Here is a 575-nt window from a genome sequence, read left to right on the forward strand (position 1 = left end):
GCGGGTGCGCGGGCCCGAATCGCTCAGCGGCCGCGACCGCCTGCGCGGCATCCTGGAGCGCCGCGGCTTCGGGCTGAAATGAGGGTGCGTCCGCCGCGCCGAACGATTTTCCGTTGATCGTCCGCTTCGTTCTTCATAAAGAACGAAGCGGACGAGACGGGAGAATGGTCGTGGCGGACGAGAACAGGCGGGCGGAAACGATCGCGGCGGCGAACGGCATCGGGACGGACACGGCCTTCGGGGCGGTGACCCCGCCGCTCTACCTCTCGACGACCTACACCTTCGCCGAGTTCGAGAAGGCGCGGGCCTACGACTACGCCCGCCTCGGCAACCCGACCCGCGACCAGCTCGCCGACACGCTGGCGAAGCTCGAGGGCGGCGCCCGCGCCGTGGTGGTGTCGAGCGGCATGGCGGCGCTCGACCTCGCCCTGTCCCCCTTGCGCCCCGGCGACCTCCTGGTGGCGCCGCACGATTGTTACGGCGGCACCCACCGGCTGCTGTCGATGCGCGCGGCGCGCGGCCATTACCGCGTCGCCTTCGTCGACCAGACCGACGAGGCGGCGCTGAAGGCGGCG

At 71.5% G+C, this 575-nt stretch carries 1 protein-coding gene; it reads left to right on the plus strand.

The genetic code is table 11. The annotated features are described in order from the left end of the window. Nucleotides 1–164: 164 nt before the first annotated feature. The coding region (locus tag A5481_RS31235; RefSeq protein ID WP_197514276.1) for a PLP-dependent transferase at nt 165–575 on the plus strand (411 nt) is incomplete at its 3' end.

The sequence above is a fragment of the Methylobacterium platani genome (assembly GCF_001653715.1).
Classification (GTDB): Bacteria; Pseudomonadota; Alphaproteobacteria; order Rhizobiales; family Beijerinckiaceae; genus Methylobacterium; species Methylobacterium platani.